Consider the following 25,670-nt stretch of genomic DNA (forward strand, 5'->3'; position numbering starts at 1 on the left):
CCTTTCTTAATCTCTAGTTAAAAATCCACTTCGTCGGAAGCGGGAGCCGCACTGCCGGAGTTGTCATCTTCCAGCACAGAAGGATCATCGAAGCCTGCGTCAGCATCCTTGATGGTGTAATCGTTCAGCAGCTCATTCTCGTTGGTAACAGTCTCGGAACCTGCAACATCACGCATATCAAAGCCGGTCTCTTCGTCGTCGAAGTTCTGGCGCATATCGATCTCGTTGCCGTCCTTGTCCTGGACCACAACGTCCATACCCAGAGACTGCAGCTCCTTCAGCATAACGCGGAAGGACTCGGGGATGCCGGGCTGCGGGATGGGTTCGCCCTTGACAATGGCCTCGTAGGTCTTGACACGGCCCTCAACGTCATCGGACTTGACGGTCAGGATCTCCTGCAGGGTGTAAGCGGCACCGTAAGCTTCCAGAGCCCAGACTTCCATCTCGCCGAAGCGCTGACCGCCGAACTGAGCCTTGCCGCCCAGAGGCTGCTGGGTGACCAGAGAGTAGGGGCCGGTGGAACGGGCATGGATCTTATCATCGACCAGGTGATGCAGCTTGAGGTAGTACATATAACCAACGGTAACGCGGTTATCGAACTTCTCGCCGGTACGGCCATCGTAAACGGTGGTCTTGCCATCACGGTCCAGCTCGATCTTGGAGAAGTCGATGATGTGGCCCTTCTCACCCATGATCTTGGGCAGCTTGGTGGGATATGCGGGAGCATTCTCACCGTGCCACAGCTCACGGGCGGTGTCGAAGGTATCGCCGATGTCGTTCTCACGCGCGGAATCGAACACGGGGGTCATAACCTTGATGCCGCATGCCTTGGCAGCGTAGCCCAGGTTGACTTCCAGCACCTGACCGATGTTCATACGGGAAGGAACGCCCAGGGGGTTCAGCACGATGTCCAGCGGGGTGCCGTCGGGCAGGTAGGGCATATCCTCCTGCGGCAGGATACGGGAAACGACACCCTTGTTGCCGTGACGGCCTGCCATCTTATCGCCGACGCTGATCTTACGCTTCTGAGCGATGTAGCAGCGGACGACCTCGCGGACACCGGGCTGCAGCTCATCGCTGTTTTCAGGAGTAAAGACCTTGACATCCACGATGATGCCGTACTCGCCGTGGGGCACGCGCAGAGAGGTATCACGGACTTCGCGGGCCTTCTCGCCGAAGATGGCGCGGAGCAGGCGCTCCTCAGCGGTCAGCTCGGTCTCACCCTTCGGGGTGACCTTGCCGACCAGGATGTCGCCGCTCTTGACCTCGGCACCGATGCGGATGATGCCGCGCTCGTCCAGATCCTTCAGGGCATCCTCGGAGACGTTGGGGATATCACGGGTGATCTCCTCAGGTCCGAGCTTGGTGTCACGGGACTCGGTCTCGTACTCTTCAATATGGATCGAGGTATACACATCCTCGCGGACGATCTTCTCGTTCAGCAGGACAGCGTCCTCGTAGTTGTAGCCCTCCCAGGTCATAAAGCCGATCAGGGCGTTCTTACCCAGAGAGATCTCACCGTTGCGCATGGCCGGGCCGTCGGCCAGCACCTGACCGGCCTTGACGCTCTCGCCCACTTCAACGATGGGACGCTGGTTGATGCAGGTGCCTGCGTTGGAGCGGGCAAACTTGACCAGCGGGTAGTTGTCCACGCCGCCCTGTGCATTGCGGACGGTGACGTGGTCGGCATCCATCTTCTCAACGATACCGTCGTTCTTTGCCAGAACAGCGGTGCCGGAGTCGGTGGCAGCCTTGTATTCCATACCGGTAGCCACGATGGGCTGCTGGGTGACCATCAGAGGCACTGCCTGACGCTGCATGTTGGAGCCCATCAGAGCACGGTTACAGTCATCGTTCTCCAGGAAGGGGATGCAGGCGGTCGCAACAGAGACCATCATTCGGGGCGAAACGTCCATATAATCGACCTTATCGGCATCGATTTCCAGGATGTCATCGCGGCGGCGGGCAGAAACACGGGGACGGATGAAGTGCTTGGTCTCATCCAGAGGCTCGTTGGCCTGAGCAACAACGTACTCGTCCTCAACGTCAGCGGTCATATACTCCACTTCATCGGTAACGACCTGATCGATCAGCTTGCCGTTTTCGTCGTAAGTCTTTTTGACCTTGCGGTAGGGAGCCTCAACGAAGCCGTACTCGTTGATCTTGGCGTAGGATGCCAGATAGGAGATCAGACCGATGTTGGGGCCTTCAGGGGTCTCAATGGGGCACATACGACCATAGTGGCTGTAGTGAACGTCACGAACCTCGAAACCTGCGCGGTCACGGCTCAGACCGCCGGGGCCCAGAGCAGACAGACGGCGCTTGTGGGTCAGCTCAGCCAGAGGGTTGTTCTGATCCATGAACTGAGACAGCGGAGAGGAGCCGAAGAACTCCTTGATGGCGGCAACCACAGGACGGATGTTGATCAGTGCCTGCGGGGTGATAACGCTCTGATCCTGGCTCTGCAGAGTCATGCGCTCACGGATGACGCGCTCCATGCGGGAGAAGCCGATGCGGAACTGGTTCTGCAGCAGCTCACCAACGCTGCGGATGCGGCGGTTGCCCAGATGGTCGATATCATCGGTGGTGCCAACGCCGTGGCCCAGACCGTTCAGGTAGTTGATGGAGGACAGGATGTCCTTCACGGTGACGGTGCGGCCGATCAGCTGGTCATGGTTGCGGCGGAGCATTTCCTTCTGCTCCTCCACATCGGAGGTGGTGTCGAGGATCTTCTTGATCTCATCAAAGGAGCAGCGCTCGTTGATGCCGCACTCCTTGACATCAAAGGAGAAGAAGCCCTGTGCGTCCACACAGCCGTTGGTGATGACCTTGACCTTCTTGCCATCAATGCTCAGAATAACGGTATCCACACCGGCGGCATCTGCCTTCTCGGCCAGCTCACGGGTGATCTTGCCCTTGGCCTCAACGATGATCTCGCCGGTCAGGGGAGCAACGATGTTCTCAGCGGCAACAAAGCCGGTGATGCGGCGGGCCAGAGACAGCTTCTTGTTCATCTTGTAGCGGCCAAAACGAGACAGGTCGTAGCGGCGCGGATCGAAGAACAGCATGTTGATCTGGTTGGTAGCGGACTCCACCGTGGGGGGCTCGCCGGGGCGCAGCTTGCGGTAGACCTCCAGCAGGCCCTCGTCCTGGTTCTTGGTGGTGTCCTTCTCCAGAGTGGCCAGGATGCGCTCATCCTCGCCAAAGAAGTTCAGGATCTCCTCATCAGAGGAAAGGCCCAGCGCACGGCACAGCACGGTGACAGGCAGCTTACGGTTCTTATCGATACGGACATAGAACACGTTGGCGGCATCGGTCTCGTACTCCAGCCATGCACCGCGGTTGGGGTTCATGGTTGCGCTGTACAGGTCGTTGCCTACCTTATCTTTGGCATCTCCGTAGAATACGCCGGGAGAACGGACCAGCTGGCTGACAATGGCACGCTCGGCACCGTTGATCACAAAGGTGCCCGCATCGGTCATCAGCGGGAAGTCGCCCATGAAAATTTCCTGGTCCTTGACCTCGCCGGTCTCCTTGTTCAGCAGACGGGCAGTCACGCGCAGGGGGGCAGCGTAGGTCACGTCGCGCTCCTTGCACTCCTTGATGCTGTACTTGGGCTCCTTATCCAGACGGAAGTCCACGAAGCTCAGCGCCAGGTTACCGGTGTAGTCCTCAATGGTGCCGATGTCGTGGAAGACCTCTTTCAGGCCCTCGTCCAGGAACCACTGGTAAGAGTTCTTCTGGACCTCGATCAGGTTCGGCATACTGATGACTTCGTCGATGTGGGAGAAGCTCATGCGCTCGGTTTTGCCGAGCTTTACGGGCTTGACTTTCATCATAAAATCAACCACTCCTTACTTTTATACTCTACGGATATTGCGTTATACGGGTCAGATTTGAGCACACACACATAAATCGACCCGTATCCTCCAAGGAAGTTCGTCGCTTTTCACAAACTTTTCGGTCAACACCGTCCAGCCGCTTTCAGCGCAGCTCCCTTTTTGGCGCACTAGGCCATTATGTGATACTAATGCAGTATACACCTCAAAAGCCTTGCTGTCAAGCCATTTTTCGCATTTTGGCCCAATATTTTTGTCAAGCCCGCGATTTCATGGTACGCACGGGCGCGTGTAAGCTTTGCGCATTTTGGCTCTTGATTTTTGAGTTTTGCACGTTCTCACCAAAAACACCCTTGTGCATTTTGTACACCTTGGCTCTTGATGCGTGCTCTCCCCTGCCCATGCAAAAAGCACCGCAGCTGCCTGCGGTGCCCTTACATGCTCATTCTTCCAGATAATCCCGCAGTCGCTTTGCGCGGCTGGGATGGCGGAGCTTGCGCAGCGCCTTGGCCTCGATCTGCCGGATGCGTTCCCGGGTCACGTTGAACTCCTTTCCCAGCTCTTCCAGGGTGCGGGCCTGCCCGTCCTCCAGCCCGAAGCGCAGGGTCAGCACCCGCTCCTCCCGGGGTGTCAGGCTCTTGAGGACGTTTGCCAGCTCCCGCCGCAGCAGTTCTCGCCCGGCCTCGTCCACCGGAACGCCTGCTTCCTCATCCTGAATAAAATCCTCCAGGTGGGCATCCTCTTCCTCACCCACCGGTGTTTCCAGGCTGATGGGGTCCTGCGCCAGCTGCAGCAGCTCCCGCACCCGGTCAGGCTCCATATCCAGCCGGACGGCGATCTCTTCGGCTGTGGGTTCCCTGCCGTTTTTGCGCAAAAGCTCCCCTGCCGTCTTTTTCACCCGGTTGATGCTCTCCACCAGATGCACCGGGATACGGATGACCCGCCCCTGATCGGCAATGGCCCGGGTGATGGACTGCCGGATCCACCATGTCGCGTAGGTCGAGAATCGGAACCCCCGGTCAGGTTCAAACTTTTCTGCCGCTTTCATCAGGCCGAGGTTTCCCTCCTGAATGAGGTCAAGGAAGGGCAGCCCCCGCCCGGCATAGCGTTTGGCCACCGAGACCACCAGCCGCAGGTTTGCTTCGCTCAGTTTCCGCCGGGCATCCGCATCCCCGGCCTGCGCGGCCCGGGCAAGCTCCAGCTCCTGTTCCATTGTCAGCAGCGGCACCCGGCCGATCTCCTTCAGATATGCCTTCACCGGGTCATCCAGCGCTACGCCCTCGGCTGAGAGCTCGTGCTCCAGTTCCCCGATCTGTGTTTCATCCAGCATGGGCATGTCCGCTTCTTCTTCGGTTACACGGATGCCCCGGGCTTCCAGCGCCGCATACAGCGCATCCAGCCCGGATACATCGTATTCCTGCTCATCCATGGCCCGGCTGATCTGCTCGGGTGTCAGGGTATGGCGGCGGGCCCGGCCTGCCAGGATCTTCACCAGTTCTTCCGTCTGCGACAATTTCCGCATGATTCTTTCTCCTTCCAGCTCCAGCCGGAGGAGAGGAACGGTCAGTCGTCCGCAGGGTCTGTGCCCTGCTTCTTTTCTCGCATCGACTGGAGATACCGTATCAAATCATCATTGGACATTTCGGCCGCCTTGCCTGCCACGGGGGTGCCCCGGGCAATGCGGTCCAGATAGAGCCGGATATCGTCCGGCGTACAGTTCACATCGCTGTATTGTGCCGCAAGGCGGCTCAGCTCATTCAGCGCCTCTTCGCTCACAAAGGGGCGCAGAGTGGAAAGGCTGATCTCGATTCCCTGCTCCTGGCACTGCAGAAACGCTTCGTACAGCTCCTTCTGCTGGGGCAGAACGAACTTTTCCGGGCTGAGCTGGGCCCGCACCTGCGGGATATAGCTGGGCTCCCGGAGCATGGCGGCCAGCAGCCGCTGTTCTGCCGAGGCAACTCCCAGCGCCTGAGAGCCGCCCGCACTGTAAGGCACGCTGATCTGGTGCATCTCACCGGACTGCAGCCGTGCCTGATTCTGCGCCCACCGGCGTTTGCTGTTGGAGCGCTTTACTGCATCGGCAAGCTGGGTCATAATGGCGTTCTTGGAGATGTTCGTTTCCTCAGCCAGCCGCCCGGCGTAGACCTCCTGCTCGGTGGGGTTGGAGCGCTCCGCCAGCATATTCACGGCTTCTTTGACATATTCCAGCCGCTGGGCATCCTGCTTAAGGTCGTATTTGTTCTTGAGCCGCCCCAGCCGGAAGTCCAGCGCGTTGCCCACGCCGTCCAGCAGTGCCTTGAACCGCTCGGAGCCATACTTTTTGATGTACTCATCCGGATCTTTTGCACCCGGGATCTGCAGCACACCCACCTTGACCGGGCTGTTGCGGAACAGTTCCAGCGAGCGCAGGGTGGCCTTCTGACCGGCCTCATCCGAGTCGTAGCTCAGGATGACTTCCTCCGCGTACTGGCTGATGAGCTTTACCTGATCCGGAGTCAGGGCCGTGCCACAGGCGCAGACCGCTGTGTCGATCCCCGCCTGATGCATGGAAATAACGTCCATGTAACCCTCGCAGAGAACGAACCGCCGGGAAGCGCTCTTCTTGGCGATCTGCAGTGCGAACACAGTATCTGACTTGTGGTAGACCAGTGTCTCGGGGCTGTTGACATACTTGGGTTTGGAATCGTCCAGCACACGCCCGCCAAAGGCTATGATGTTGCCCCGCAGGTCAAAGATAGGGGTCATCACCCGCTTCCAGAACAGGCAGTAGATCCGGCCTGACTGGCTGCGCTTGAACAGGCCGCTGGCATCCAGCTCCTGCTGGTTGTACCCCTTATCGCGCAGATACTGGTACAGCCCCTGCCCGTCATCCGGTGCATAGCCCAGCCCGAACCGGACGATGGTCTTGTCGTCCAGACCGCGCCGCCGCCAGTAGGCCCGGGCCTGCCGGGCTTCCTCGACCGTGGAGTTCAGGCAGGCGTGGAAGTACCGTGCGGCTTCCTTGTTCATGGAAAGGATGCGGCTACGCAGGCGGCCCGTCTTATCGTCCTCCTGCGGTTCCGGCATTCCCGCGCGGGCAGCCAGCATCTTGACCGCCTCGGTGTAGTCGATGCTGTTGATGCGGCGGACGAAGTGGATGACATCGCCGCCCACACCGCAGCCAAAGCAGTAAAAGCTCTGGGTGTCCGGGTAGACGTAGAACGAGGGGGTCTTTTCGCTATGGAAGGGGCACAGGCCGCCATACAGTCTGCCCTTCCGCTTGAGCTGGACATAGTTGCCCACCACATCCACGATATCGGTGCGGCGGGTCAGTTCCTCAATATATTCGTGTGGGATCATTTTGGTATTCCGATGCTCCTTTTATAACACATGCCACTTGCGGGGCACAAAGACATCCTCAAAGGTACGGATGGCAAATTCATCGCTCATGCCGCTGATATAGTCCGTCACTGCGCGGTCGCGTCCTTCCTGATAGGCCAGCTGCAGGTAGAAGTTGGACATCTGTTCGATGTGGGTCAGGTAATACTCGTAGAGCTCGGTGAGCACCTTTTCCACCTTCTGCTCTTCCTTTTTGGCACTGCGATCCACATAGACGGTGCAGTACATGAAATCCTTGAGGGCCAGGAAGGCTTCGTTTTCCTCCGCGCCCACCTGCACATCCCCCTCGCTGCTGCGCAGGATGCTGTTGATCATGGCGGTGATGCGCTGCGACTTCGTCTCACCCAGCACGGCGGTGCAATCTCTGGGCAGGGTGGCCGGGTCCAGCACACCGGCACGCACGGCATCCTCGATATCGTGGTTCACAAAGGCGATCTGATCCGCCATGCGGACGATGCGTCCCTCCGGGGTAGCCGCCCAGGTGCCCTTGGTATGGGTCACGATGCCGTTGCGCACCTCCCAGGTCAGGTTCAGGCCCCTGCCGTCCTTTTCCAGCTTGTCCACCACACGCAGGCTCTGCATATAATGCCGGAATCCCTCCGGGCAGAGCTTGTCCAATGCGCTCTCCCCTGCGTGGCCAAAGGGCGTGTGCCCCAGGTCATGGGCCAGGCTGATGGCCTCGGTCAGATCCTCGTTGAGACGCAGGGCGCGGGCGATGGTGCGGGCGATCTGCGCCACCTCCAGCGTGTGGGTGAGCCGGGTGCGGTAGAGGTCGCCCTCCGGCGAGAGAAATACCTGCGTTTTCTGCTTGAGCCGCCGGAACGCCTTGCAGTGGATGATCCGGTCACGGTCCCGCTGGAACACCGGACGGATAGGGTCCTGCTCTTCGGGCCTCACCCTGCCCCGGCTGGCATCGCTGAATGTTGCCCAGGAGGCCAAGGTCAGCCGCTCGATCTCTTCGGTGCGCTGTCGTACATCCATCAGGAACCCTCACTTTCTTTTTCTCCCCCTCCTCTCGCACGGCGCAGCCGATCCCCATGCCGCGTCTGCGGCAAGTATAGCACACCCGCCCTGTCGAAGGGGGAAAGTTTTTGTCTTGGAACGAATAAAATTTCTCGATCTTGCTGCCGCTCGCCAGCCTTCCCCGCAGGGAAGCCTGTATCATAACGGCAGGCAGTCAGTTTGCAGGTCAGAACGGAGCGTAGAACGGCTGCGATACACTCACCTGTGCGCCACCCCGGGTCAGCTCCCGGAGCTGCTCCAGCAAGGGCGGCTCCGTACCCTCAGGCATCTGCCAGCGCAGTGTGACACGGTCGGTGAACTGAGGGTCTGCAAGCTTTGCCCCCGCCGCCTGGATGAGCAGCGCCGCCCGCTCGTAGAGCGAGTAGTCCACCGTCACTTCCAGCTCCACCACACTGCGTACCGTGACCACTTCGGCAGCTTCCAACGCGCGGGCGGTGGCGGTGGTATAGGCCCGCACCAGGCCGCCGGTGCCCAGCAGCACGCCGCCAAAGTACCGGGTAACGACCACGATGAGGTCAGTCAATCCGCTGTGCTGCAGCACTTCCAGTGCCGGAGTTCCCGCCGTCTTGGCCGGTTCACCGTCATCGGAGTAGCGCTCCCGGTTGCCCTCCCGCAGGCGGTAGGCATAGACATTGTGCCGGGCCGTGCGGTTGGCTGCCCGCACCTGCTCCAAAAAGGCCACCGCCTTTTCCTCGCTGTCCGCAAAGGAGAGCTGCGCAATAAAGCGGCTCTTCTTTTCCTCATATTCGCCGGTGGCCGTGCCCCGGATGGTGCGGTAATCCTCCACGCTGGTTCCTCCTGCCCATTGATTTGATTTAATAAGTATAGCATAAATCCCGGCAAAGAAAAAGCCTGCTTGCTGGCACTGCGTACCGTAAAACTCCCGTTTCAATCTTCACGAGTGATTTTTCTTGGAAGAAGCCCCGCCGAAGAACATCTGCCCGGCATTATACAAGCGAAAGAATGTATGAAAAAGAAGAAACACATCTCAGAAGAGCAGCATTATCTCTGTGAAATCGGTCTGGAAAAGATGCCATATGGATCTTCCTGGCGCTACAAATCTTATACAGAGGAAAGCCTCACGCACATCAAGATTACGGCCTATTATAATGTGGACGAGGCGTTTCTTCAAACTCCCACTGCAGCATGGGGAAACCTATGGGATTGCCGTGCCGCGCTTCGCAAGTTGGTATCCTCCGTCTATCTGGAAAGCGATTTGAACCTTCCATTCGGAAAAAACGGAAAATTCTTATTCCAACTTGGGCATACTCCTGTTGTGTCCGACATGAAGAAAATCGTTCAGAAAACTGCCGCATTGTCTTTCCCCAAATGGGCGTTAGCCGTATGGGATATGGATACTGCAACAATATATATGGTCAAATGCGACAGAAGTCATTGATTTTCTTTGTTTATCTGTGATACCATTCGTTACGAGACCAACGGCGTTGCTCTCTTCGCTTATGGTTGAGACTCCGGCACTCAAAGAAACTTTCCAAAAAACACAACGAGGTGACCATTTTTGAAACGTCGAACTTTTCTTGTCTGCACCGCTGCACTTTTTTGCGGTGCGCTTCTGGCAGGAGGCTGCACTCAAAAAACTTCTCAGCCCGTCCTTCAGCAAATTGAATACTCCAATTTGGCAGATTCGGATACACAAGCTCTTCTTTCCAAGCTTTTGCAGGATGCCGGCGTATCCGACCTACGGATACAGACCTTCTTTGATCATGTGCAAAAGTTCAACAATGCTGTGGACCCGGCATGGCTCACCACAGGGTTTGAAAATGCCAAGCCTTCGGATCTGAAATACGATCCTTACTCCATGCAGGACGCATGGACAGAAAAATACGATACCTTCCCCGGCTGGAACTGTCGGATTACCGCTTGTGGGCTGTTCGGTGATTTTATCACTGTCACAGGCAAGGCAGACCTTGACTCAGCCGAGGACACCCTGTTTATGGACTATGAAACGCTGGATTCTGACCCGGAATCCCTTTGCGGCGATGAACGGCAAAAGTTTGATGCGCTGTTCGCCCCGGTTAAAACCACCAATACGACCGATATTCCTACCCATTTGAAAACGATTCAGCAGGAATGGAAGAAATGCGGTCTCTCTTTCGCGGAAGATGATAAAATTCGTCTTGTCTCCGTGATTCTGCACGATCAGTTCTCTGAAACGGACAATTCTCTTATGATCGGTCATGTCGGCGTTATGCTTCCCACATCGGATGCAGTATATTTCGTCGAAAAGGTCGCTTTTCAGGAGCCGTATCGCTTGTTGAAGTTCAAAAATCGAACCGAGTTGAGCGATTATCTGATGCAGAAATACGACAACTCGTGGGGACAGGATACCGCCCACACCTTTATTATGGAAAATTCAGACCTGATGGACGGCTGGCGCATTCTTGAAAATCAGGAAAATGCAAGCTAAAATCTCATTCATTAGGAGCCGTCCAATCTGACAGACCATTCGCCCTCTGATGCCAAAAGGACGCTGCAACCTCTCACCCAGAGGCGGCAGCGTCCTTTTTATATCGGAATGTTTGGTTCGCAGGGGAACTCCGTGCTTATGACAGCGTGTTGATGAACTCCACAAAGGAGGACATATTTGCATTGAGCCAACCGATTGTATGAGGCTCTTCATAGGAGCATTACATTATCCAGTATGAGGCTAGAAGAACTGACACTGCTCCCTAAAGTAAAAAATGGTAGATACCATTTTTTCAATAAGCATACAGCCGCTCCATGCAAAGTTCCTGCTCTGCCATGATGGATTCATCCGTTGGGTCGTAGACTTGTTGGCTGTGGATCGCATTTTTTATCGGCATAGTTCTACTCTTCTTATTTATAAGGAATCCTTCTCATTTTTCAGTAGATTCTTCCAGATTCTTTCGGTACTGTGCCGGACTGACACCATACTCTTTCTTGAATACCCGGCTAAAATAGAGTGGGTTATCATACCCTACGATCTCTGCAATTTCTCCAATATTGTATTCGGTGTTCTCCAATAAGCTTTGTGCATTTACCATCCGAAGGGACAGGATGTATTGTGCAGGGCTTATTTTCATGTACTGCTTAAAATTACGGATAAACCAGTTCGTACTGATATGCAGCGATTCTGCGTAATCGTCCACACTGACCTTTGTATTATAATTCTCGTTAAAGTAGGCAACGGCGGCTTCGATTTCTTCGGGGATGCTTGTAGTTGTTTTCTCGCTTTCCTGCTGTTGCCTGCTTACTAAAAACAGAATGATGTTGAAGAGAGAAGCAATATAGTCTTCATAGCCATATTCACATTGTTGCAGTTCCCGGATGATCTTTCGGAACAGCATTTTGTAATCCGGCAGTGTGCCGCTGTAAAAAACGTGCTTGTCCAAGGGTATTCCGTGATAGTTCAGGATGTTTTTGACATCGTATCCTGTAAAGTGAATCCAGAACACCTCTGGATGATCTTCTACATAGTAGACATACTTCTGGATTTCTTTCGGCTGATAAAGCACCATGTGTCCAGAAGTCACCACTTCCTCAACACCATCGAACCAGAAGTGTGCTTTACCAGATGCCACATAGAGGATTTGATAGTCTCTGCGACCCTTTGCCCAAAAAGTAGGTAGCTTAGGGCGTTTTTTCAAGCGATAAGTGCCGCAACTGCCTACAACCAGCGGCTTTGAGTAGTCTTTGAAATCCAAACGGGAGTTGTTCAAATATCCTGAGTTGAAATACATCCCTGCGCCCTCCTCATCTTCAGAGATTTTACAGTGATTTGGGAAATGTTCTATCACAAAATCACAAACTCTTTGATTTTGTGCATATTTTGTTCCATCTTGTCTATATCTTTTTGTTCCATTAGATTCTATAATATTTTCAGACGAAACGCAAGAGATTTGGGCAACTTGCGTAATGAGAATTCCAGTCTGAAATGCGCAGCAGATTGGTCGCGCCCACACAAAAAAAGCAAGATGGGAGAAAGCACAATGACTGGAAAACGTTATCTAAAGTGGTATAATAAAGTCGGCTATGGTTCAGGCGATATTGCAGGCAACGTGGTATATGCATTCCTGTCCTCCTTCGTCATGATCTATCTGACCAACACCGTTGGCCTGAACCCCGGTATTGTCGGCACTCTGATTGCAGTTTCCAAACTGCTGGACGGTGTGACGGACATTTTCTTTGGTTCCTTGATTGACAAAACGCATTCTAAGATGGGCAAAGCCCGTCCTTGGATGCTGTACGGCTACATTGGCTGTGCCATTACGCTGGTGGCAATTTTCGCCATCCCGACCAATCTGGGACAGTTTGCACAGTACGCATGGTTCCTGATCGCATATACTCTGCTGAACGCTGTATTCTACACTGCCAACAACATTGCTTACTCTGCACTGACTGCTCTCGTCACGAAGAACAGTGCCGAACAGGTCGAGATGGGTTCTTGGCGTTTCATGTTCGCCTTTGCCACCAGCCTGCTCATCCAGTCCATCACGCTGGGTGCTGTTACGGCATTGGGCGGTGGTGCTGCCGGTTGGCGCACTGTTGCAATCATCTACGCCATCATCGGTCTGCTTGTCAACACCCTCTCCGTTTTCTCCGTGAAGGAACTGCCGGAAGGCGAATTGGTGGATACCACCGACAAAAGGGAAATCGAGCAGGACGAAAAGTACAATCTGGTTCAGGCTACAAAGCTGCTTGCTGGTAACAAATATTATATGATGATCTGCGTCACCTACATTTTGCAGCAGATCTACGGTGCCATGATCAGCATGGGCACCTACTATGCAACCTACATCCTTGGCAACCAGAATCTGTTCGGTGTATTCTCTTGGGCAATCAACATTCCTCTGATCATCGCACTGGTGTTCACCCCGACCTTGGTTGCAAAGTGGAATGGAATGTATAAGCTGAATGTAATGAGCTATACTCTGGCAACGATTTCTCGTGCACTGGTTGCTGTAGCTGGTTACATGGGCAGCGGCAATGTGACCTTGATGCTGCTCTTTACTGCAATCGCAGCTCTTGGTCAGGGTCCTTGGCAGGGCGATATGAACGCTGCGATTGCTGCTTGCTCTGAATATACTTGGCTGACGAAGCATAAGCGCGTGGATGGCACGATGTACTCCTGCACTTCTCTCGGTGTGAAGCTGGGCGGCGGTCTGGGTACTGCCATCACCGGCTGGCTGCTGGCAGCAAGCCATTTTGACAGCGCTCTGACCGTTCAGCCGGATTCCTGCATCAATATGCTGAAGATCATGTATCTGGTGATTCCGTTTGCTCTGGATGCCATCATCACCTTCATTCTCTCTCGTATGAAGGTCGAAGAAGCAAATGAAAAACTGCGTGCAGCAGTCTGATAACAAGCCATTATCATTTCTCCTTCATCTGCTGTTCCCCGGAGGAATCCAGCGATTCCTCCGGGGAGGCTGGAGAAATATTATAAAATTATAAAAGGTAAATGAGGAAATACTATGGCTGCATTTGATTTTGCAAAAGTAAAAGACCCCACCTTTTTCAAGGAAAACGTGCTGAATGCTCATGCAAGTTTCCGTACTTACGCTTCCCGCGAAGAATATCTGGCAGGAGAATCTTCGCTTGCGCTGAAGCTGGACGGTATCTGGAAATTCGCCTACGCAAAGAACTACACCAGTGCCATTCCCGGCTTTGAAAAGACAGATTACGATTGCAGCGGCTGGGATGACATTCATGTTCCGGCACACATCCAGATGGAGGGCTACGACATTCCCCAGTACGCGAATGTTCAGTATCCGTGGGATGGCCGTGAAGAAGTGCAGCCGGGCGAGATCCCGCAGCGGTTCAATCCGGTGGCAAGCTATGTAAAATACTTCGAGCTGCCGGAATCCATGCAGGGCAAGCCCGTCCACATCGAGTTCGAGGGTGTGGAAAGCGGCATGGCTCTTTGGCTGAACGGGTCTTATGTGGGTTACACCGAGGACAGCTTCTCCGCACACGCATTCGATCTGACTCCCTATCTACAGCCGGGCGTGAACAAACTTGCTGTGCAGGTGTTCAAGTGGACTTCCTCCAGCTGGTGCGAAGATCAGGACTTCTTCCGCTTCTCCGGCATCTTCCGCAGCGTGTGGCTGTACGCCATCCCCACCGTGCATCTGGAAGATATATCCGTCAAAACGCTGTTTGCCGGGGATGATTTTACGCATTCCACGCTGGAAGTTGCATTGCAGGTGGAGGGTAAGGGCGCAGCCCGTCTGACCCTGCGCCGCAGTGAACTGGAAGTGTTCTCCGAAAAAATCGCACTGAACGGCGGCTCTGCTCTGTTCAGCCATGCGGTGGAGAACCCCCACCTGTGGAGTGCAGAGGACCCGGCTCTGTATGAACTGGAAATCGAGCTGCTGGACGATGCAGGCCATCTGGTAGAGGTGACTGGGCAGAAAGTCGGTTTCCGCAAGTTCGAGTTGAAGAACAATCGGATGCTGCTCAACGGCAAGCGCATCGTGTTCAAGGGTGCCAACCGTCATGAGTTCAGCTCCATTACGGGTCGTGCTGTGGGTGTACACACCCATGAGGAACTGCTTCGGGATATCATCACCATGAAGCAGAACAACATCAATGCCATCCGTACCAGCCATTACCAGAATCAGGATGCACTGTATGACCTGTGCGACGAGTATGGTCTGTATCTGATCGCAGAGAACAATCTGGAATCCCATGGCACATGGGACATCTATCAGGCGGGCATTCGCGGCATCGAGGGCGTTTTGCCCAACGATAAGCCGGAGTGGAAGGCCGCCCTGTTTGACCGCATGAATTCCACTTACCAGCGTGACAAAAACCATCCTGCTGTTCTGATCTGGTCTCTGGGCAACGAATCGTTTGGTGGTGAGACCCTGCTCCAGATGGCAGAGATGGTCCGCCGCTTTGATGACACCCGTCTGGTGCATTACGAAGGTGTGGTCAATGATCCCCGCTTCCTCGAAACCACCGATATCGAGAGCCATATGTACAGCACTGTGAAGGACATTAAAGAGTATCTGGCACAGGGCGATAAGCGGCCTTATATCGAGTGCGAATACTCTCATGCTATGGGCAACTCCAACGGTGCTTTGCACAAGTACACGGAACTTGCCGACCAGAAAGACTGCGGCTATCAGGGCGGCTTCATCTGGGATTACATCGACCAGTCCATCTGGAAAAAAGACCGCTACGGCAAGTGGTTCCAAGCCTACGGCGGCGACTTCGGTGAGCGTCCTACCGACTATAATTTCAGCGGAAACGGCATTGCCTACGGTGGTGATCGTGCTCCTTCTCCCAAGATGCAGGAGGTCAAGTTCTGCTATCAGAACATTGCAGTTTCCATTGACAATTCTGGATTTGAAGTCTGGAATAAGAACCTGTTCACTTCTACGGGTGCTTTCGACTGCGTTGCTCTGCTGCACCGTGATGGAAAGTTGTATCAGCAACAGGAACTGACCCATATTGATGTTGCTCCCGAAGAGCGTTCCAGCTTCCCGCTGCCATTTATGGTTCCTGCGCTCCCCGGTGAATATGCAGTGACCATCAGCTTCCGTTTGAAGGAGGACACCAGCTGGGCAAAGAAGGGCCATGAAATCGCCTTTGGACAGGGTGTGATCGCTGTGGTTCGTTCCATTCCCAGCAAGAAGGTCACGCCGTTTACCGTTACGCACGGTACACACAACATCGGTGTCCGTGGTGAGAATTTCGATGTTTTGTTCTCCGATCTGAATGGCGGTCTGACTTCCTACCGCTATGCCGGCAAAGAGATGATTCAGGAGATTCCCCGTCCCAACTTCTGGCGCGCTCCCACCGACAACGACTGCGGCAACAACATGGGCGGCGTTCGCGGCCAGTGGAAGCTGGCAAGCCTGTACGCTACCGCCAAGGGCATCGGCAAGGAGATTCCGTCTGTTCATGGCGGCACCATCCTCCAGAACCCCACCTGCGAGGTGGAAGCCGACAGCGTGGTCGTGACCTATCTCTATAACCTCCAGACCAGCCCCGCAGCAGAGTGCAGCCTGCAGTACCGTGTGTTCGGTGATGGCCGCATCCAGACCACCCTGCACTATGACCCGGTGGAAGGACTTGCAGCAATGCCGGAGTTCGGCGTACTGTTCAAGATCGACGCTGACTACGACACGGTGGAGTGGTACGGAAACGGCCCTGCGGAGACCTACTGGGATCGTCAGCATGGTGCAAAGCTTGGCATTTACCAGAACAAGGTTGCAGACAACATGGCACAGTACCTTGTGCCGCAGGAGTGCGGTGCAAAGACCGCTGTGCGCTGGGCAAAGGTAGTGGACCGTAAAGGTCGCGGGCTGCTGTTTACCGCAGATGCCGCAAAGCCCATGTTCTTCTCTGCGCTGCCCTACACTCCCCATGAAATGGAGAGTGCCAAGCATCCTTACGAGCTGCCCCCGGTCCATTACACGGTCATCCGTGCCATCGGCGAGCAGATGGGCGTTGGCGGCGATGACAGCTGGGGTGCCAATGTCCACCCGGAGTATATTCCTGATGTGACCAAGCCTGTGGAGTTCACCTTTACGTTCCGTGGCATCTGACCCTCGTTATTAAGACACCTTCGCGTTGAGATAAGGACATCCCTGCATGAGATTCCTATCAAAAGCGAGGGTGTCTTTTTTGGTATCACAAAATCTCAATTCCTGACACCACTATTTATAAGTAGTGCTTCACTCTATATAAGCAGCGTTGCTATGTCAAATTAGACCAGATAAAATCTTTGGCATTGTGGTCAAAATTGTGGTCAAAACCAAATGAGGTCAGCCCACAAACAAAAAAATCCAACGATTTCTAACGTGAAATCGTTGGATTTATGGTCCAGCAGAGCTGGACAAATCCGAACTTTTTTCCTCCGCCGAATCGGCGGTCAAAGTGTCCTCAAACCGGACGGTTTGGGTGCCATCCTTGTAGTTGAATGTGATCAGCATCCTGTCATCGTACAGGAAAATGGCATTCACAAAAATTTCAATCAGCGCTTTCCGCTGCTTTTTCTGCGATATATCGAATTTTCTAAATTTCAGCAACCAGAACCGAATGAAATCTTCGTTGAAGCTGGGCTTTTTCAACTTTTCATCTGCAATTTTTTCAGTCAGCTCATCTTTCTGAATTTCCAGCGCTTCCAGACGCTCTTTCGTTGTCCGGGTGTACAAGCCGTCCTCGATTGCCTTCATCAGGTTGTCCAGCTTTTTGTTGACCTCTCGCAGTTGCTTTTCCAACAGCGGGATCGTTGTGTTTTCCTGATTCTGGACATCCATGACCAATTGAACGATCTTGTCGATCACCGCATCGTCCTGAATCAACTCCATAGTCTCCCGGACGACCAGATCTTCCAGCCAGTCCTTCTGCACGGTCTTTTTGTTGCAGCCCTTGCGCCGTTTGACGTTGGCGCATTTATAATAATAGTAGGTGCGTCCGGTGGCACTAGTTCCGCTTTCGCCGAACATCAGCGCACCGCACTTGCCGCAGAACAGCTTGGTGGTCAGCAGATATTCCTCGTCTGCCTTGCCACAGGCAGGGGCACGCTTGTTCTTGTCCAGACGCTTCTGCACCCGATCAAACAGGTCTTTCGGAACAATAACCGGAATTGCATCTGGCACAACGATGTCCCGGAAAGACAATTCTCCAATGTACCGGCGGTTCTTCAGCATGGTATTTACGCTGCTGTGGGTCATTTTTCCGCCCAGCATATTGCGGACACCCTTGTCGTTGAGGAAGTTTACGATCTCTACCATCTTATCGCCGTTGTCATACTGCTGAAAGGCTTCCAGTACCAACGGAGCGGTCAGCGGGTCAAGATGATAGAACTTGTCATCGTCGATTTTATAGCCGATGGTTCCCGTACCGCCAGTGCACTTTCCCTTCAAAGCATTCTCCGTCTGGCCACGAATCACCTTTTCGGACAGCTCTGCCGAATAGTATTCCGCCATACCTTCCAGAAGGGTTTCCACCAGAATGCCCTGTGAACCCTCGGCAATGGGTTCCATAACGGAGATCAGGTGGACACCGTTCTTTTTCAGGATCATCTTGTAGTTTGCGCTATCAAAACGATTCCGGGCAAAGCGGTCAAATTTCCAGACGAGAACAACATCAAACAGCTTTTTGCCGCTGTCTTTGACCATCTGCTGGAACTCCGGACGATTGTCCGTTTTTGCCGAAAATGCACGGTCAATGTAGTGTTTGATGACCGTGATACCGTTCTTTTCCGCATAGGCCGTACACTCGCGAATCTGGCCTTCGATGGATTCTTCGCGCTGATTGTCCGAGGAATAGCGGGCGTAGATTACGGCGGTCATAGGCTCACTTCCTTTTTCTTATCGAACAGACGGGTAGCTTTTTGCATACTTGTAGATCTGCCGTGCACAGTCAAGGCTCATTTTGCTGGAATCGTTGTGTTTGAGCCATGCATTCACATTGCCCGGATTCAGCTTCAAGTCTGTGTAGAGACGATAATTCGTCAATTTCTTTTTTTGCTGAAGTTCCAATACCCGGCGATGGATCAACTCTTTTGTGTCATTGTCTGCAAGGACGGCATCCCGCACCGAACAATAGCTGCGCCAAACCTTCAAATAGCCTTCCGGCAATTCTGGTGATTGATTTTCCAGAAGCAGTCGCATTTGCGCCAGCGAATAGCGATTGGAAAGCTGCTCATATTCTGCAGCAACAGCACTGTTTGCGGTATAGCGGAGCAGCAGTTCTACTTTATCAAAGGTCAGCGCATAGAGGAACAGCGGTTCTTTCAGGCGGGGATTTTCATTTAGACAAGCTGCCAGCTTATGGACGCTTGCCGTCTGCACCCCAGAAAGCTCTGCCACATACTGCTTCAGGAAGCCCTCAAATGTCAGCTTTCGCATGGTCTCCACCTCTCCACATACTCCTGATAACGGATATAAAAGTCCCGATACCGCCAGTCGTTCAAGATGCTGGCTCTCAACTCATCTTCATCCGTTGCAAGGTGTTCCAGCAAATCCCAATCCAACGAATTCCGCACAGCCTCGCTCTCTACGTCTGCCTTGTCAGTGTCACGGAAAGAGCAGAGCTTTGCAATCACCAAATCTTCCAGACTGGGTGTGTAGAACTGCACCTTTGTACCACCAAAGGGCAATGGCTGAAGCCGATCTTGGAAATTGTATGGAAAATTGTCGATATAGGCTTCCACGTCGGTGTTGATGTCGTACTTGCCAAGCAAACTGTACAGTTCTTTCGGAACACTCAAGGCATCAATGTCATGGGTGGCGCGGGTCAGCTTACCCATCAAAATGAATGCACTGCCGCCCACAATCACCATCTGATAGCGGTCGTTATTGTCGATCATCAGGTCTGCGTCTTCGTCCAGACGTTCCAGACGCTTGCGGAGGTCATCTAAGATCATCTTTCCCATAAAACAGCCTTTCTTATTTTCAATAATAGTATTTTCTAAAATCATTTTACAGAAAAGGAATCCGATTGTCAAGCACAAATCAACGACATTTCATACAATTCATACTACCATGTTGTCAGTCCACATCTCACACTGGCTAATGACCGTGCTGATTGCCGTATCATAATCTTCCGGTGGATACTTATATTTTTTCAGCAAGTGCTTCACCATCTTACGCATACTCGCACGGGCAGTTTCTTTTTTCTGCCAGTCTATCGTCCGATTTTTGCGCAGCATTTCCGTAAGTTCTCTGGTCAAGTCAATCAATTCATTATTTTGATAGAAGTCCTTTATGTTTTCCGGCTTTGTTAGAGCATCGTAAAAAGCCAGTTCTTCCTGCGTCAAGCCCAGCTTTTTACCATTGTTATACAGTTCTGTAATCTCCTGTGCCGTTTTCAGAAGTTCCTTGATGACCTCCTCGTTTGTAATCAAGCCATTGTAGTAAGAGTTCATCAACTGTGTAATCTTTTCTGAAAACTTCTGAGACTGCACAACATTTGTCCGTTTATACAGTGAAACTTGCTCTGCCATAAGTTTTTTCAAAATTTCTACGGCAATGTTCTTTTCTTTCATTTTTGAAATTTCATCCAACACCGCCGGGTCAAACAGGCTGATATTTTCATCTGCCTTCTTACTGTCAAACAAACTGATAACACCTTGACTCTGGATACTTGCTTTCAGCAGTTCATTGATTTGAGCATTGATTTCTTTCAAAGAAAGTGTCTTGCCGCCACTCCCACCATAGGTGATCTTCACCACCGTAGAACGGACTGCTTCCATATAGGCCGCTTCATGTCGCTCCCGCTCCGTGGTCATGCTGGAACACAGCGAATGCAACTGTTTCAGCAACAGAGCTTCTCGCAGGAACAGATCTTTGCGCTTGGGTGCTTTTGCGTCCAGAACAAAGTTTACGCCGCCAGTGACCAGCTTTGCCATCATCAACGGAGAACCGCCAATAAATCCGCTGAAATCAAAGCCGTGCAACAAATCTTTGCACACCTGAAGCTTTTCCTGAAACTTTGGATAAGCAACTTTGGCAATGTCCATATCGCCATATCGGGACTGGTCACGCTTGGTATACTCCTTCATAGCGGCTTTGAGGGCAGACGCAATGCCAACGTAATCTACAATCAAGCCGCCCTCTTTGTCCTTAAACACGCGGTTGACACGCGCGATGGCCTGCATCAGATTGTATCCGTGCATTGGCTTGTAAACATACATCGTAGCCAGTGAAGGCACATCAAAACCTGTCAGCCACATATCCACAACAATGGCAATCTTCATCGGGTCATCGTTGTCTTTGAATTTCCGGGCAAGTTCTTCTTTGTGAGATTTTGTACCGATGATTTCTTTCCAATCCTCCGGGTCATTGTTGCCACCCGTCATAACTACGCCGATTTTTTCATTCCATGTCGGGCGCAGCTCCAGAAGTTTTCGATAAATCTTCATCGCAATCGGGCGCGAATACGCCACGATCATCGCCTTGCCCGTCAAAAGATTAGCGCGGTACTTTTCGTAATGGTTGACAATATCTTCGCACAGGGATTGAATGGTAGACTCTGCTCCCAACACACTTTCCATCTGCCCCAACATCTTTTTGCTTTTTTCAATCGTTGCAGCGTCCGATTGCTGTTCCAGCGCATCGTAGGTCGCATCAATCAAGGCCAGCGTATTTTGGTCAAGGTGGAGTTTGATAACGCGGCTCTCATAGTAAACCGGACGCGTTGCACCATCTTCCACCGCCTGTGTCATATCATAAATATCGATATAATCACCAAAAACTTCACGCGTATTTCTATCTTTTGCCGAAATAGGTGTTCCTGTAAAGCCTATGTAAGTTGCATTCGGCAGGGCATCATGAATGATACGGGCATTGCCAATGACCGTATGTGCTTCTTTTTCACCCTGTTCATTTTCTTTGATGACAATTTTTTCATCAAAACCATACTGTCCACGGTGGGCTTCATCCGCCATTACCACAATATTTCTCCGTTCGGACAGCGGCTTTTCGCCACGCTCAAACTTGAACATCGTGGTGAAGATAATGCCGTTTGCTTTTCGACCATCCAGCAGCTTGCTTAGATTTTCCTTGCTGGTTGCCTGTACAGGTGTCTGGCGCAAAAACGGCGCGCACCTGGCGAACTGCGTGTAGAGCTGATCGTCAAGGTCAATGCGGTCCGTCATCACAACGATGGTGGGGCTATCCAAAGCTTCTTGCAGTAAATGGGCGTAGAATACCATCGACAGCGATTTCCCGCTGCCCTGCGTATGCCAGAACACACCACCCTTGCCATCCGTTTTAGTGGCAATCTTGGCCTTTTCGATAGCTTTTCGCACTGCAAAATACTGGTGGTATCCAGCCAAAATTTTAATCAGCTTCTGCCCATCGCCGGAAAACAGGATAAAATTTTTCAGAATATCTAGCAACCGGGCTTTCTGGAACATCCCCTCATAGAAGGTGTCAAACTGCGCATACGCCGTATTTTCGTAATCGCCATCCTTTGTTTTCCACTCCATAAAACGGTCAAGTCCAGAAGTGATTGTTCCCGCCTTATTGGTCGAAAGGTCGCTGATTACGCAGATTGCATTATAATAGAACATCGAAGGGATGTCCTTCATGTAGTTCCGAATCTGGTTGTATGCGTTTTCTGCGCCCACTTCGTCCTTGGAAGGACTTTTCAGTTCCATCAAAACCAGCGGCAAGCCATTGATAAACAAAATAATATCCGGGCGGCGGTTGTTTCCATTTTCCACGAAGGTATACTGGTTTACCACATAGAAATCATTTTTGTCCGCATCTGCATAATCAATCAGCTTTACTACCGAAGACCGTTCTTCACCCTTGACTGCGTATTTGACCGTGATACCGTTTTGCAGATAGTCCATAAAGACAATATTCTTCTGCAACAGGCTTCCCGCATCAAAATCATTCAGTTTCAGAATCGCTTCGTCAATCGCCATCACCGGGAGATTCCGGTTCAGCCGCACCAGACAATCCCGCAAAACATCGTCCAGCAGCGGGCGGCTGTAATCTGTTCGGTTCATATCAGGAGCATAAATGTGGGTGTAACCCATATTTTCAAATTGCTCTATGACCGCTTGTTCAAAGGCATCCTCGGTAAATGAAAGCATGATGATTCCTCCACGGCATATGATAGTCCGAATCAGAGATTTTCGATATCGATTGTATATCCATTTCGTTTTAATTCTTTTGCAAGGGATACTTTTCCCTCTTCAACATTATTGCTAAATGGAATATATATCAATCCATCAATATCTGATGGTCTTTCCATTTTATCTGCCTGCGAGAGCAGAATCGCAACTTTTGAGCGTCCTATCTTTGCCAACAACATTCCCAATTCCAGCACAACATTTTGCCGTGCACGGAATTTTTTATCATCTTCATGGTCTTTTGCGTAGCCAACATCATCTGGTGTGGCAAGAACAATACCAAAATTCGCTTGTCCCGTATACTCTTCTAGTTTCTCTATAATAGTTTGGCCTTTTGATGCCAGCTGATCAATGATAAGCGGCTCCAAATCCCACCGTCGCAGCATCGCCTCTAACTGAGTTCTAGCATTATTATCGTGTCCGTATACAACAAATACTTTTTTATTAAGCGTTGGAGTTGCAATTTTTCCTGTCAATAGCTGATCAATTTCTACTGTATTTTTCCCTTGTGTATTAACCTTTCCACTATCCCAACAATTGATAATGCAGCCGTTACCTACAGTTAAAACTGTTGCCTGGTTGTTTTTGTTTCTACCTTCACTCACAATAACTTGTCCATTCTGGCTAAGGATATTTTTCACTCGTTCTACTGTCATCACAAGGCTCGTACTCATATAGAAGCATCCTTTCTAATTATAAAGTAAGTTATTGATATCATAAACGATAATTTAGAGCAGCAAGCCGCCGCATTGTTTTCAAGCCTCTATAATCGATCAAATACTGAGGTTAGATACACTGATTTAATACAAATACTCGGCGGTGGAACCCCCAAAACAGGCGAAACTGCGTATTGGAACGGTAATATTGCTTTCTTTACTCCAAAAGATGTTGGCACACCATATACATTTATCACAGAAAAGACTATTACAGAAGAGGGACTTTCACATTGCAATAGCCGACTATATCCTGTGAATACAGTTTTCGTTACGGCAAGAGGTACTGTTGGAAAAGTTGGTCTGTCCGGAGTTCCGATGGCTATGAATCAATCCTGTTATGCACTTGTCGGTAAGGAAACACATCAACTTCTTGTCTATTTTTACACCCTCAAAGCTGTTGATAGACTTAAGCATAAAGCAAGTGGAGCTGTATTTGATGCGATTACCACTAGAGATTTTGATTCAGAGCAAATCATGAAGCTATCTGATGATGATGCTAAAGCGTTTCTCTGTGTTGCAGAGCCAATGTTTCAGGAGATACTTAACAATAGCATCGAAAACTTGCGGCTTTCAACACTACGGGACTTCCTGTTGCCCAAGCTAATGTCTGGTGAGATTGACGTCTCTTCCGTTCAGCTCTAAGCTGCTAAATTATCGTTTACCTTTTGATTTATATTAATTTTCCTGTCAATGCAATCTAATACTGCTACAATTTTTCTTTGCTTCTCCAGTGGTGGGACTTCAACTTCAATTGAATAGATTTGGTAACGGTCTGTTGAAGGAATCGCCGAACCGCTATCCATTCCATTGATATCATACGTCAAAAATTTATAGTAAGCCCATTTCAAATCTATTCTATCCGTCAAAGGTTCTGCATAGAAAGCTGTATCTATTACAGAAAATGGACAATCCGAATAATGTACCCCTCGATATGCGCCTTTTCTCCCCAAAATAAAAGAAGGGTGTTTGCATTGCGCTGGCAGGTGAGATGTTCCAATCTGGCCATTTGTTCCATACACAGGAACTTTTCCGTCTGTAGATTCTTTATCCTTTACTGGTTTTCCATATTCTAAGGTTATCAGTTCTCCCCAATTCAAGATCATTCCACTCCTTATCCTATATATTTTCTGTGTGCCAACTTTACATTCTGCTGTTTCACCATTGCATAGTGCATAGTTGTGTCGATTTTCTGGTGTCCTAAAAGCTGCTGCACCTGTTCAATCGGCATTCCTTTGTCAATTGCTGATGTTGCCAATGTCCGCCGGAACTTATGCGGATGCACTTTATTCAGTTTTAATCGCCGTCCCAATTCACGAAGCATTGTCTCCACACCGCCGATCATCAACCGCTCATGTGGCTCTTTCAGTGTCACAAAGAGTGCTGGATTGCTATCTGACCGTTCATCCAGATAATTTTGAAGGTGAATCTTCGTTCGTGCGTCAAAGTATACCAATCGCTCCTTGTTGCCCTTACCAAATACAACACATTCGCGCTCGTTGAAATTGATATCCTCCCGATTAAGTGTCACCAATTCCCCGACACGCATTCCAGAAGATGCCAGCAAATCAATAATCGCCAAATCTCGTACTGTTGAGCAGTTGTCACGCATCAGCTCCAATGCTTCATCCGTATACGTTTCCCTGATGATTTTGGCGGTTTTCACTTTGTGAATCCTACGAACAGGGCTTTTCACAATAAAATCTTCATCTTCCAGCCACGAGAAGAAACTGGAAAGAATACGCCGGATATTATCAATTGTAACTTTGCTTGACCGCCGCTGTGTTTGATAATCCGTCAGATACCTTCGCAAATCGTCCGTTGTAATTTGCTGCGGTGATTTTCCCACGCCATTCAGCATCGCTTCGATAGTTTTTGAATAATAGGTCAATGTTTTCTCGGAGCAACCCTCTATCCGTTTTGCCGTAATGAACGCTGCTGCCGAATCTTGTTCCTCAGCCTTTGGCTGTTCTTCACCCATTTCAATTATGACACCTTGAAATGACGCTTCCAGCACTGCTTTCAAATGCAGCAACTGTTCGTTATTGAGATACGGCAGCATTTTTCGCTGTATCTCGTTGATAATTTGATTTTTCATCGCCGTATCTCCTTATTACGATTTCAGAGAAC

18 protein-coding genes are annotated in these 25,670 nt (G+C 51.4%); 5 read left to right on the forward strand and 13 right to left on the reverse strand.

The annotated features are described in order from the left end of the window. Positions 1 to 17 precede the first annotated feature (17 nt). The 5 genes from rpoB to GXM22_RS10080 form a co-directional block, all read right to left on the reverse strand. Positions 18 to 3,839: a DNA-directed RNA polymerase subunit beta gene (gene rpoB / locus GXM22_RS10060; protein WP_099357303.1), complete on the reverse strand. Its 3,822-nt coding sequence runs from the start codon at positions 3,837 to 3,839 to the stop codon at positions 18 to 20. 442 nt (positions 3,840 to 4,281) lie between these two features. Further along, positions 4,282 to 5,361 carry an RNA polymerase sigma factor RpoD gene (gene rpoD, locus GXM22_RS10065; RefSeq protein ID WP_005930568.1) on the reverse strand — a complete coding sequence of 360 codons (1,080 nt, stop codon included), beginning with the start codon at positions 5,359 to 5,361 and terminating at the stop codon, positions 4,282 to 4,284. A 41-nt stretch (positions 5,362 to 5,402) separates the two neighbouring features. Next, positions 5,403 to 7,178 carry a DNA primase gene (gene dnaG / locus GXM22_RS10070; protein ID WP_005930570.1) on the reverse strand — a complete coding sequence of 592 codons (1,776 nt, stop codon included), beginning with the start codon at positions 7,176 to 7,178 and terminating at the stop codon, positions 5,403 to 5,405. Positions 7,179 to 7,199: 21 nt separating this feature from the next. Continuing rightward, complete coding sequence (locus GXM22_RS10075; RefSeq protein WP_005930573.1) at positions 7,200 to 8,198, reverse strand: deoxyguanosinetriphosphate triphosphohydrolase; 999 nt, start codon at positions 8,196 to 8,198, stop codon at positions 7,200 to 7,202. A gap of 208 nt (positions 8,199 to 8,406) precedes the next feature. Next, a complete protein-coding gene (locus GXM22_RS10080; protein WP_035393597.1) occupies positions 8,407 to 9,027 on the reverse strand; it encodes an IMPACT family protein in 621 nt (206 codons plus the stop codon). A gap of 69 nt (positions 9,028 to 9,096) precedes the next feature. On the opposite strand from GXM22_RS10080, the gene GXM22_RS10085 reads away from it, so the two are divergent. Together GXM22_RS10085 and GXM22_RS10090 are read left to right on the forward strand one after the other, a co-directional pair. Then, on the forward strand, positions 9,097 to 9,639 hold the full coding sequence (locus GXM22_RS10085; protein ID WP_035393599.1) for a hypothetical protein: 543 nt from the start codon (positions 9,097 to 9,099) through the stop codon (positions 9,637 to 9,639). 120 nt (positions 9,640 to 9,759) lie between these two features. Beyond that, a complete protein-coding gene (locus GXM22_RS10090; protein ID WP_242651546.1) occupies positions 9,760 to 10,668 on the forward strand; it encodes a DUF4300 family protein in 909 nt (302 codons plus the stop codon). Positions 10,669 to 11,098: 430 nt separating this feature from the next. On the opposite strand, the gene GXM22_RS10095 is transcribed toward GXM22_RS10090, so the two are convergent. Further along, positions 11,099 to 11,962 (reverse strand): helix-turn-helix domain-containing protein, encoded by an 864-nt coding sequence (locus tag GXM22_RS10095; RefSeq protein ID WP_035393602.1) that lies wholly within the window; start codon positions 11,960 to 11,962, stop codon positions 11,099 to 11,101. A 249-nt stretch (positions 11,963 to 12,211) separates the two neighbouring features. On the opposite strand from GXM22_RS10095, the gene GXM22_RS10100 reads away from it, so the two are divergent. Beyond that, positions 12,212 to 13,582, forward strand: a complete 1,371-nt coding sequence (locus GXM22_RS10100) for an MFS transporter (RefSeq protein WP_035393605.1) — start codon at positions 12,212 to 12,214, stop codon at positions 13,580 to 13,582. Positions 13,583 to 13,696: 114 nt separating this feature from the next. Next, a complete protein-coding gene (gene lacZ, locus GXM22_RS10105; RefSeq protein WP_005930594.1) occupies positions 13,697 to 16,780 on the forward strand; it encodes a beta-galactosidase, LacZ type in 3,084 nt (1,027 codons plus the stop codon). Positions 16,781 to 17,050: 270 nt separating this feature from the next. Here lacZ and GXM22_RS10110 read toward each other — a convergent pair whose 3' ends face one another. From GXM22_RS10110 to GXM22_RS10130, 5 genes are all read right to left on the reverse strand, one after another. Continuing rightward, positions 17,051 to 18,532: a recombinase family protein gene (locus GXM22_RS10110; protein ID WP_005930598.1), complete on the reverse strand. Its 1,482-nt coding sequence runs from the start codon at positions 18,530 to 18,532 to the stop codon at positions 17,051 to 17,053. A gap of 18 nt (positions 18,533 to 18,550) precedes the next feature. After that, entirely contained in the window at positions 18,551 to 19,051 is a 501-nt protein-coding gene (locus GXM22_RS10115) for a transcriptional regulator (protein WP_242651547.1), read from the reverse strand. 26 nt (positions 19,052 to 19,077) lie between these two features. Further along, on the reverse strand, positions 19,078 to 19,617 hold the full coding sequence (locus tag GXM22_RS10120; RefSeq protein WP_035393607.1) for a DUF6036 family nucleotidyltransferase: 540 nt from the start codon (positions 19,615 to 19,617) through the stop codon (positions 19,078 to 19,080). Between the two features lie 99 nt (positions 19,618 to 19,716). Beyond that, entirely contained in the window at positions 19,717 to 22,788 is a 3,072-nt protein-coding gene (locus tag GXM22_RS10125; RefSeq protein ID WP_242962808.1) for a type I restriction endonuclease subunit R, read from the reverse strand. A 32-nt stretch (positions 22,789 to 22,820) separates the two neighbouring features. Then, entirely contained in the window at positions 22,821 to 23,501 is a 681-nt protein-coding gene (locus GXM22_RS10130; RefSeq protein ID WP_005930612.1) for a TIR domain-containing protein, read from the reverse strand. A 75-nt stretch (positions 23,502 to 23,576) separates the two neighbouring features. Between GXM22_RS10130 and GXM22_RS10135 the strand changes: the two genes are divergently transcribed. Further along, positions 23,577 to 24,185, forward strand: a complete 609-nt coding sequence (locus tag GXM22_RS10135) for a restriction endonuclease subunit S (protein WP_157747392.1) — start codon at positions 23,577 to 23,579, stop codon at positions 24,183 to 24,185. Here the strand turns inward: GXM22_RS10135 and GXM22_RS10140 are convergent. Both GXM22_RS10140 and xerA read right to left on the reverse strand, forming a co-directional pair. After that, complete coding sequence (locus GXM22_RS10140; protein WP_005930620.1) at positions 24,182 to 24,646, reverse strand: restriction endonuclease subunit S; 465 nt, start codon at positions 24,644 to 24,646, stop codon at positions 24,182 to 24,184. The genes GXM22_RS10135 and GXM22_RS10140 overlap by 4 nt on opposite strands. An 8-nt stretch (positions 24,647 to 24,654) precedes the next feature. Beyond that, positions 24,655 to 25,638, reverse strand: coding sequence for a site-specific tyrosine recombinase/integron integrase (gene xerA, locus GXM22_RS10145; RefSeq protein ID WP_005930624.1), 984 nt, complete (start codon positions 25,636 to 25,638; stop codon positions 24,655 to 24,657). Between the last annotated feature and the right edge of the window lie 32 nt (positions 25,639 to 25,670).

The organism is Faecalibacterium duncaniae (genome assembly GCF_010509575.1).
GTDB classification, from domain to species: domain Bacteria; phylum Bacillota; class Clostridia; order Oscillospirales; family Ruminococcaceae; genus Faecalibacterium; species Faecalibacterium duncaniae.

Bases quoted from the DNA above. Each gene is read 5' to 3' on its own strand.
- rpoB (WP_099357303.1), bottom strand. From the start codon at position 3,839: ATGATGAAAGTCAAGCCCGTAAAGCTCGGCAAAACCGAGCGCATGAGC.
- rpoD (WP_005930568.1), bottom strand. From the start codon at position 5,361: ATGCGGAAATTGTCGCAGACGGAAGAACTGGTGAAGATCCTGGCAGGC.
- dnaG (WP_005930570.1), bottom strand. From the start codon at position 7,178: ATGATCCCACACGAATATATTGAGGAACTGACCCGCCGCACCGATATC.
- GXM22_RS10075 (WP_005930573.1), bottom strand. From the start codon at position 8,198: ATGGATGTACGACAGCGCACCGAAGAGATCGAGCGGCTGACCTTGGCC.
- GXM22_RS10095 (WP_035393602.1), bottom strand. From the start codon at position 11,962: ATGTATTTCAACTCAGGATATTTGAACAACTCCCGTTTGGATTTCAAA.
- GXM22_RS10100 (WP_035393605.1), top strand. From the start codon at position 12,212: ATGACTGGAAAACGTTATCTAAAGTGGTATAATAAAGTCGGCTATGGT.
- lacZ (WP_005930594.1), top strand. From the start codon at position 13,697: ATGGCTGCATTTGATTTTGCAAAAGTAAAAGACCCCACCTTTTTCAAG.
- GXM22_RS10110 (WP_005930598.1), bottom strand. From the start codon at position 18,532: ATGACCGCCGTAATCTACGCCCGCTATTCCTCGGACAATCAGCGCGAA.
- GXM22_RS10120 (WP_035393607.1), bottom strand. From the start codon at position 19,617: ATGGGAAAGATGATCTTAGATGACCTCCGCAAGCGTCTGGAACGTCTG.
- GXM22_RS10125 (WP_242962808.1), bottom strand. From the start codon at position 22,788: ATGCTTTCATTTACCGAGGATGCCTTTGAACAAGCGGTCATAGAGCAA.
- GXM22_RS10130 (WP_005930612.1), bottom strand. From the start codon at position 23,501: ATGAGTACGAGCCTTGTGATGACAGTAGAACGAGTGAAAAATATCCTT.
- GXM22_RS10140 (WP_005930620.1), bottom strand. From the start codon at position 24,646: ATGATCTTGAATTGGGGAGAACTGATAACCTTAGAATATGGAAAACCA.
- xerA (WP_005930624.1), bottom strand. From the start codon at position 25,638: ATGAAAAATCAAATTATCAACGAGATACAGCGAAAAATGCTGCCGTAT.